Below are 8,447 nucleotides of genomic sequence, written 5' to 3'. Positions count from 1 at the left end.
GTATACTCTATAAAATTTAATAACTATGTAGGAGGTTCTCATGAGCGAACGTGTAGTAGTAGTAAACGCAGGTAAAATGAATTATGACCATGCATTAGATTTCTCCATATTATCTAATGATGTACAGGTTTATGATAATAGTACAAATGAAGAGCTTATTGAGCGTATCCAAGGGGCTCGTGTAGTAGTAACAAAAGAGCTTCCTGTTAATGCTGAGTTACTTTCACAATTCCCAGATACAGTAAAGCTCATTGTAGAAGCAGGTACTGGTTATAATAATATCGACCTTAATGCAGCGAAGGAACGAGGCATTACTGTGTGCAATATTCCAGCGTATAGCACAGAGCGTGTAGCGCATACGGTAATCATGATGATCCTCAATTTTGCATCTACAATGCAAAAACAAATCGGCATGCTCGCTAAAGGTGATCGCAGCAACTTTACAAAATATTTGCAAGTGAGCCACACAGAAGTGAATGGTAAAACCTTAGGTGTTGTTGGTGCTGGTCATATTGGTATGGAAGTTATCAAAGTAGCAAAAGCACTTGGTATGAATATCTTAATCCATACGCGTACACCAAAGGCTGATGGCGACGGTGTTCGTTATGTAAGCCTTGATGAATTACTAGAAAATAGTGATTATATTACATTGCATTGCCCATTGAATGACCAAACTAAGCACATGATTAATAAAGAAACCATTGCTAAGATGAAGCCAAATGCTGTTATTGTCAATACAGGTCGTGGTCCTCTTATTAATGAAGCCGACCTTTGTGAAGCATTAGCAGCTAAACGTATTGCAGGTGCCGGTCTTGATGTACAAGAGGTAGAACCGCCAGCAGAGGATAGCCCTCTATATACATTAGATAATGTTATCCTTACACCTCATATGGGCTGGAAAGGTCTCGAAACACGCCAACGCTTGGTAGGCATCATTCGTGACAATGTACAAGCCTTCTTTAAAGGTGAACCTATTAACGTAGTATCTAAATAAAATAGATATTAGAACAAATCGAATATCAAATTGAACATTGCACTGATAGTAGTGAAAATAGTGTACCAATTATAGATATTAAAATAGTCTATAAATACAATAAGAGCCGTCCCCGGTTGTGTGGGGGCGGCTCTATTGTTTTAGGGCTATCATAGATCAAGTTTTTAATATATATGTGTATATATATCAAGGGAGGTAGTTATCCTCGAACTTGATTATGATTGATGTTGTGTTTTGATGGGACTCCACCAATGGCGTCGATAGGCCTTGATGCCTTCCACCACGGTTCTTGTCGCTTTAGCCGCTATATCTTTTGATGCGGCTGGTATGCCCTCTAGGCGATAGGTGAGACCTAACTCCTTATATTTAGCAGTACCCATAACGTGATATGGTAAGCAATCAACGGCTTGTAAATTTTTCAGAGATCCTAGGAAAAAGCCTAGACGATAATGATGATCTGCATTATCTGTAATCGTAGGGACCACAACGTGACGGACCCAAATGGGAATGCCCACGTCTGCCGTCAATCTAGCAAAACCGAGAATGGGCTCTAACGGTTTGCCTGTTAACCACAGATGCTTAGTAGGATCGATTTCTTTAATATCTAGGATGACGAGACTAGTGACACTGAGTAATTTACGGTATGCCACCTCTTGGTGGGGATCAAAACAAATTCCACTTGTATCTAAACAGGTATGGACGTTTCTTTCACGGAAATATGTGAAAAGCTCAGTAACAAAGTCGATTTGCATTAGAGCTTCCCCACCTGTGACGGTGATACCACCATTAGTATAAAATTGGCGGTTACGTTCGTACTGGTCCCACAACTCCTCAACAGTCATGAACTTAACATCATCGCTAGATTCATTCCATGTATCGGGATTGTGGCAATAAGCACAACGCATGGGGCATCCTTGGAGAAAAACCACCATGCGCATGCCTGGACCATCAACCGTACCCATCGTTTCGACCGAATGAATACGTCCTGTCATAGGAAACCTCGATTAGATTTGTTGATGGAATGTACGGGAAATAACTTCGTCCTGTTGTGCTTTAGTCAATTTGCTGAAGTGTACTGCGTAACCAGACACACGAACAGTCAATTGAGGGTACAACTCAGGATGTTTTTGAGCGTCTAACAATGTTTCGCGAGTGAACACGTTAACGTTCAAATGATGACCGCCTTTTTGGGAGTAGCCATCCAATAACTCTACCAAGTTATCAACTTGTTGTTGGTTGCTCATGGGTATTGCCTCCTTTCAACCAAGACTAACACTCGTATCGGTGCCGGTGAAAGCAACTCGATACTATGGAAGATATTATTTATCTTCCTTTATAGTAACATTCGGTTCGCTGCAAGCGAAGTTTGTATTGGAATTAGGTAATTGAGATGGATCTAACTCAATATCAAAATCGCTGACGGACACAAATGTTTCACCAGATTTACCTAATGCGTCAGGAATGATAGAGAAGGTATTGGAAATACCATCGGAGCTATCACGCCATGGCATTTTTGCTACGGATGCCAACGAAGAAATAGCGCCGTGAGTATCACGACCATGCATTGGGTTAGCACCAGGGGCAAAAGCTTCACCTGCTTTACGGCCGTCTGGAGTAGAACCTGTTGCAGTACCATATACTACGTTGGAAGTAATTGTTAACAAGCTCATAGTTGGAACGGATTGACGGTATGTAGGATGTTTACGAATTTTATTCATAAATGTGGAAACAACTTTTGCTGCTAAGCTATCTACACGATCGTCATCGTTACCATATTTAGGGAAGTCACCTTCGATTTCGAAATCAACAGCGATGCCGTTTTCGTCACGAATAGGTTTTACCTTAGCATATTTAATAGCGGACAAGGAGTCAGCTACTACGGATAAACCAGCAATACCAGTTGCAAACCAACGAGTTACTTTGCGGTCGTGCAATGCCATTTCTAGTTTTTCATAAGCGTATTTATCGTGCATGTAGTGAATGATGTTCAATGCGTTTACATATACGCCTGCTAACCATTCCATCATGTCGTCGAATTTTTCCCATACTTCATCAAATTCTAAGTATTCGGAAGTAATAGGACGGTATTTAGGACCAATTTGTTTCTTTAATTTTTCGTCAACGCCGCCGTTGATTGCGTAAAGCAAGCATTTAGCCAAGTTGGAACGAGCGCCGAAGAATTGCATTTCTTTACCAATACGCATTGGGGATACGCAGCATGCAATAGCGTAGTCATCACCAGAGTTAGGACGCATCAAGTCGTCGTTTTCGTATTGGATGGAAGATGTTTCAATGGATAATTTCGCACAGAAACGGCGGAAGCCGATAGGCATGCGAGGAGACCACAATACAGTGAGGTTTGGTTCTGGAGCAGGACCAAGGTTAGTCAATGTATGTAGGTAACGGAAGGACATTTTGGAAACCAATGTACGACCGTCAGTACCCATACCACCGATGGATTCAGTTGTCCAAACAGGATCGCCTGTGAACAAGTTGTTGTATTCGTGGATACGTGCGAAGCGAACCATACGTAATTTCATGATGAAATGATCTACGAATTCTTGGATTTGCTCTTCTGTATATGTGCCATTGCGAAGGTCACGTTCAGCGTAGATGTCTAGGAATGTGGAGTTACGGCCGATGGACATAGCAGCACCATTTTGCTCTTTAATAGCGCCAAGGTATCCGAAGTAAATCCATTGCATAGCTTCGCGAACGTCTTTAGCTGGTCCAGAAATATCGTAACCATAGGATGCAGCCATTTCTTTTAATTCTTTTAAGGAACGGATTTGCTCTTGAATTTCTTCGCGGTCGCGAATTACGTCTTCCAGCATATCGCCCATAGTGATGCTGAATTGCTCTTTTTTATCTTCGATAAGGTAGTCGATACCATACAAAGCGATACGGCGATAGTCACCGATAATACGGCCACGGCTGTAAGCATCAGGCAAACCAGTTACAATGTGAGCTGTACGAGCGGCACGCATTTCAGGTGTATATACATCAAATACGCCATCATTGTGAGTTTTACGGTGCTTTTTGAAGAAGTCTTCTGTTTGTGGATCCATTTTGAAGCCGTATTCTTCAATAGCGGATTTCGCAGTACGTAAACCACCATAAGGGAACATAGCGCGTTTTAGTGGTTTATCAGTTTGTAAACCAACGATTGTTTCAAGGTCTTTGTCGATATATCCTGGCGCATGGGCAGTAATGTGTGTGGCCACGGAAGTATCAGCATCAAGCATGCCGCCTTTTTCACGTTCTTCTTCATAAAGCTTCATTACTTGGTCCCATAATTTTGTCGTTCTTTCTGTAGGACCAGCAAGGAAGGAATCGTCCCCTTCATAGGGGATATAGTTTCTTTGGATAAAGTCGCGTACATCAACGGCTTTATCCCACACACCTGTGTTAAATTCTTTCCATGCAGTATGTTGCATTTTGCACCTCCATAAAAGGATATAACTATAGATTTCTATGCCTATAGTGTACAATGTTTGTCACGATTTAACAAATTTTAAATGATATATATTTTCAATACATACTATGCGATTTTCGTAAGAATGGATGTTATTTGTAATTTAATAATATTGAAAACACTATATAAATACATTGAAAGTATAACTAATTACTTGATTTATTTGAGTTTGGGTTTTGAAGAATCAATTATTATATTATCTTTAAATAATGAAAATTTATATCAATAAATAGAGAGTGTTCGATATGTTGTGATGTATCTTCTTGGAATTGTAGGGGCTTATTATGGTAATATTTAGATAGTATTGATTATGGAATTACGTAGAAAGGTAGATGCTAATGACAAATCGTATGAAAGCCATTTTAGGGGCATCTGCCACCATTGCCGTTTGGGCTACGGCGTTTCCTTTTGGTAAAGTAGCATTGCAATCAGTAGATGCATTGACACTCTCGGTAGCGAGGGTTGTAGGTGGTGCTATACTCATGCTAATTATTGGTGTATTTAAGGGATTACACATCCCTACATCTTGGCGTGAATGGGGTATATACATTTTGTTAGGCGCTACAGGTAACTTCGTTTATCAAATTGTGTTTAATGAGGGATTGCGAACAATACCGGCCGCTACATCTAGTATTATTATGGCTTTAACACCAATGACAACAGCACTGATGGCATTGGTAGTCTATAAGGATAGAATACGCCCTATAGGTTGGCTCTTCACTATAACTGCTTTTGTAGGGGTAGCCATCATTATCCTTTGGAATTCCACTCTGACCATTCCAATGGGGGCCATATGGACGTTGATTGGTATGATACTGTTTGCGGTTTATAATATTCTAAATCGCGGGCTTAGTCTGAAAGGTTATGACTCGATTACTATCGCTATGTGGTCCATGTTTACAGGTGCCATTATGGCACTACCTTTTGCAGATCATGCTATTGAAATGATTGGAGCCGCACCAATTACTGCGAAGCTTGCTATGATATACCTAGCATTCTTTTCCAGTGCATTAGGATTCGTATTCTGGAGCTATGCCTTTGAACATGCTGAAAAAGTTTCGGATGTAACCAATTTTATGTATATCTCGCCAATCGTGGCAGCTGTAGTAGCAGCATTCTTATTGGGAGAATTTCCAAACATGGGGCTTTATATTGGGGCACCAATTATACTAGGATCATTGTTTTTATTTAATCGATATAGATGATAGGTTTGATGTAAAGAACCAAAAGTATATAGATACGAAAAGAACCTCAACATTTTTGTTGAGGTTCTTTTTGTGTTTGACAGTCATTATAAATTGTAGTAATCTAAGTATACAATTAAAACATACCTTAAAGATATGTTTTAGAAAGATATTAATTCCTACTAATTTGTAGGGAAAGAGGTGGTACAGTGATTGCTATACGAAACGTAACGAAAGAGTTTGACGTTAATAAGCAAAAGGTTACTGCATTATCTGATGTAAACTTTACCATAGAAAAAGGCGATATATTTGGCATTATTGGCTTCAGTGGAGCTGGTAAATCTACACTGCTTCGCATGATTAATGCCTTAGAGGTACCTACCTCTGGTCATGTTGAAATAGATGGTGTGAATATCAATGGTTTAAGTTTTAATGAGCTTAGAAAGGTTCGTAAGCGCATCGGCATGGTTTTTCAACAGTTTAATTTGTTGAATGCTAAATCTGTGTATGATAATGTGGCTATCCCGCTAATTCTTAATAAGGTGCCAAAATCCGACATTGATAAAAAGGTTAACACCTTATTAGACTTTGTTGATTTAGGCGATAAAGCAAATGCCTATCCTGGAGAATTGTCTGGTGGTCAAAAGCAGCGCGTTGGTATTGCCCGTGCGTTGGCTACAGATCCATCCATATTGCTTTGTGATGAAGCAACTAGCGCCCTAGATCCAGATACAACAGAATCTATATTACAATTACTAGAACGTGTTAATCGTGAACTGGGTGTAACAGTAGTTATCGTAACTCATGAGATTGATGTAATTCAGAAAATATGTAATCGCGTTGTAGTTATGGAGCATGGAAAACTTATAGAGAACGGTTCTGTACTTGAGGTGTTTAGTAAACCTAAACACGAAACGACGAAACGATTTGTTAGAACTGTCATTCCTGATGAAATTCCATCAACAGTGAAACATACATTAGCTTGTGATAAAAGACCATATACCATTCTTAAAATGCATTTTTTAGGAAATAATACGACCGATAATGTTTTATATCATATTAATAAAACCTTTGATTTAGAAACGAGTGTATTATTTGCTACGGTAACAGAGTTAGAACATACTGTACTTGGTATATTCATAGTTCAGTTTATTGGTGATGATCTTGAGGTGGGCAAGGTAAAAGAATATCTTGTAACCCAAGGCATTGAATGGCAGGAGGTGGCACTATAATGGACTTCTTCATGCAAGAACTTGGTGTTCCAGGTTCGCAGTTATTACTAGCTGCAGAACAAACATTATACATGGTGTTCCTGTCTCTATTCATTGGTACCGTACTAGGGCTGATTATCGCAGTGACACTGGTGGTAACAAATCCTAATGGTATCGTTAAAAATAGCATTGTTTACACCGTTACAAATACAATTGTTAATATTGTACGTTCTGTACCATTTATCATCTTGATGGTGTTTATTTTACCGTTGACTAAGATGATTGTTGGTACTCGGGTTGGTACAACAGCGGCCATCGTACCACTTGTTATATTCATTGCGCCTTATCTGGCTCGACTCTTTGAAAACTCTATTTTAGAGGTTAATAAAGGCATTATCGAGGCTGCACAATCGATGGGTGCATCCCATTTTGAAGTGATTTGGCATTTCCTTTTACCAGAAGCAAAGGGATCGCTTATCTTATCCATTACGACCGGTACCATAGGTCTTATCGGTGCCACTGCTATGGCTGGTGCCATCGGTGCAGGTGGTGTAGGTGATTTGGCCCTCACCTATGGTTATGAACGGTTGAACTTCCCATTGATGTTATTTACCGTTGTTATTTTGATTATCTTTGTTCAAATTATTCAAACAATAGGTAACTACTTTGCACGTCGTGCGCGTCGTTCCTGATTTGATGAAATAGATTTTGGTTATATTGATTGTGAAAGTATAGGAGAATGTACTATGAAATTTAAAAAACTCCTTGCCCTTGGTGCGGCATTAGTATTTAGCGTAGCTTTTATCGCAGGCTGCGGTTCCAATAATAGCGATAATGGTGCTAAAAAGGAATTATCCTATAGTAAGTCTCAAGGTCCTTACTCTGAATTATTTGAAAAAGGTGTTAAACCAATTTTGGAAAAACAAGGCTATACCTTTAAAGGTGTAGATATGTCTGACTTGGTACAAGCGGACCAAGTGTTGAGCGATGGTGAAGTAGATTTCAACGTTGAACAACATACAGCATACATGAAAAACTTTAACGAAAAACAAAATGGTCATCTTGTAGCGTTGACTCCAATTCCAACTGTACCAGCGGGTATCTTTAGCGGTTCCAAAACATCTTTAGACCAAGTGGCAGATGGTGATACTATTGCAGTACCAAATGATGCATCTAACATGGCTCGTGCCTATGCGTTGTTGCAAAAAATCGGTTGGATTAAACTTGATCCTAACAAAGATTTAGCGACAGTAACACAAGCAGATATTATTGAAAATCCTAAACATCTTAAATTTACAGAAATGAAATCCCTTACAATTCCTTCTGTACGTACTGATTTTGACTATATTGTTATTACTGGTGCTATCATCTATAATGCAAAAATTGATCCTAAAACTGCATTAGCAAATGAAGATGTATTACCACAATGGTTGTTACAAGTAGTAGTTAACGAGAAAAATAAAGATGCACAATGGGCAAAAGACATTGTAGCAGCTTACCACTCTCAAGAATTCAAAGACTACATGGAAAAAAATAACAACGGCCTATGGTTCGTACCAAAAGGTGAATAGAATATAGGAAAC

General features: G+C 39.3%; 8 protein-coding genes. 5 read left to right on the top strand and 3 right to left on the bottom strand.

The annotated features are described in order from the left end of the window. Window positions 1-40 precede the first annotated feature (40 nt). Entirely contained in the window at window positions 41-994 is a 954-nt protein-coding gene (locus tag Q7P05_RS08245) for a 2-hydroxyacid dehydrogenase (protein WP_303931573.1), read from the top strand. Between the two features lie 215 nt (window positions 995-1,209). On the opposite strand, the gene pflA is transcribed toward Q7P05_RS08245, so the two are convergent. The 3 genes from pflA to pflB form a co-directional block, all read right to left on the bottom strand. Beyond that, window positions 1,210-1,986: a pyruvate formate-lyase-activating protein gene (gene pflA / locus Q7P05_RS08240; protein WP_369680437.1), complete on the bottom strand. Its 777-nt coding sequence runs from the start codon at window positions 1,984-1,986 to the stop codon at window positions 1,210-1,212. Window positions 1,987-1,998: 12 nt separating this feature from the next. Beyond that, entirely contained in the window at window positions 1,999-2,238 is a 240-nt protein-coding gene (gene grcA3 / locus Q7P05_RS08235) for an autonomous glycyl radical cofactor GrcA3 (protein ID WP_054747994.1), read from the bottom strand. A 75-nt stretch (window positions 2,239-2,313) separates the two neighbouring features. Then, the gene (pflB, locus tag Q7P05_RS08230) at window positions 2,314-4,431 is read right to left on the bottom strand and encodes a formate C-acetyltransferase (protein WP_303931571.1); all 2,118 of its coding nucleotides are present in this window, start codon (window positions 4,429-4,431) and stop codon (window positions 2,314-2,316) included. A 376-nt stretch (window positions 4,432-4,807) separates the two neighbouring features. Here pflB and Q7P05_RS08225 point away from each other — a divergent pair, with 376 nt between their 5' ends. The 4 genes from Q7P05_RS08225 (at window position 4,808) to Q7P05_RS08210 (ending at window position 8,435) form a co-directional block, all read left to right on the top strand. Further along, window positions 4,808-5,674, top strand: coding sequence for a DMT family transporter (locus Q7P05_RS08225; protein WP_369680436.1), 867 nt, complete (start codon window positions 4,808-4,810; stop codon window positions 5,672-5,674). Window positions 5,675-5,862: 188 nt separating this feature from the next. Continuing rightward, the gene (locus Q7P05_RS08220; RefSeq protein WP_303931568.1) at window positions 5,863-6,885 is read left to right on the top strand and encodes a methionine ABC transporter ATP-binding protein; all 1,023 of its coding nucleotides are present in this window, start codon (window positions 5,863-5,865) and stop codon (window positions 6,883-6,885) included. Beyond that, complete coding sequence (locus Q7P05_RS08215; protein ID WP_303931566.1) at window positions 6,885-7,556, top strand: methionine ABC transporter permease; 672 nt, start codon at window positions 6,885-6,887, stop codon at window positions 7,554-7,556. The genes Q7P05_RS08220 and Q7P05_RS08215 overlap by 1 nt, the downstream gene beginning before the upstream one ends. A gap of 54 nt (window positions 7,557-7,610) precedes the next feature. After that, the gene (locus Q7P05_RS08210; RefSeq protein ID WP_005387707.1) at window positions 7,611-8,435 is read left to right on the top strand and encodes a MetQ/NlpA family ABC transporter substrate-binding protein; all 825 of its coding nucleotides are present in this window, start codon (window positions 7,611-7,613) and stop codon (window positions 8,433-8,435) included. Window positions 8,436-8,447: the final 12 nt, after the last annotated feature.

The organism is Veillonella dispar (genome assembly GCF_937975875.1).
In the GTDB taxonomy this organism is placed as follows: Bacteria; Bacillota; Negativicutes; order Veillonellales; family Veillonellaceae; genus Veillonella; species Veillonella dispar_B.
Note: the sequence above shows the minus strand (reverse complement) of the source record. Positions and strands in the feature narration are given on the sequence as shown.

What these genes read in the sequence shown, in the direction of transcription:
- Q7P05_RS08245 (WP_303931573.1), top strand. Translation starts at nt 41, where the DNA reads ATGAGCGAACGTGTAGTAGTAGTAAACGCAGGTAAAATGAATTATGAC.
- pflA (WP_369680437.1), bottom strand. Translation starts at nt 1,986, where the DNA reads ATGACAGGACGTATTCATTCGGTCGAAACGATGGGTACGGTTGATGGT.
- grcA3 (WP_054747994.1), bottom strand. Translation starts at nt 2,238, where the DNA reads ATGAGCAACCAACAACAAGTTGATAACTTGGTAGAGTTATTGGATGGC.
- pflB (WP_303931571.1), bottom strand. Translation starts at nt 4,431, where the DNA reads ATGCAACATACTGCATGGAAAGAATTTAACACAGGTGTGTGGGATAAA.
- Q7P05_RS08225 (WP_369680436.1), top strand. Translation starts at nt 4,808, where the DNA reads ATGACAAATCGTATGAAAGCCATTTTAGGGGCATCTGCCACCATTGCC.
- Q7P05_RS08215 (WP_303931566.1), top strand. Translation starts at nt 6,885, where the DNA reads ATGGACTTCTTCATGCAAGAACTTGGTGTTCCAGGTTCGCAGTTATTA.
- Q7P05_RS08210 (WP_005387707.1), top strand. Translation starts at nt 7,611, where the DNA reads ATGAAATTTAAAAAACTCCTTGCCCTTGGTGCGGCATTAGTATTTAGC.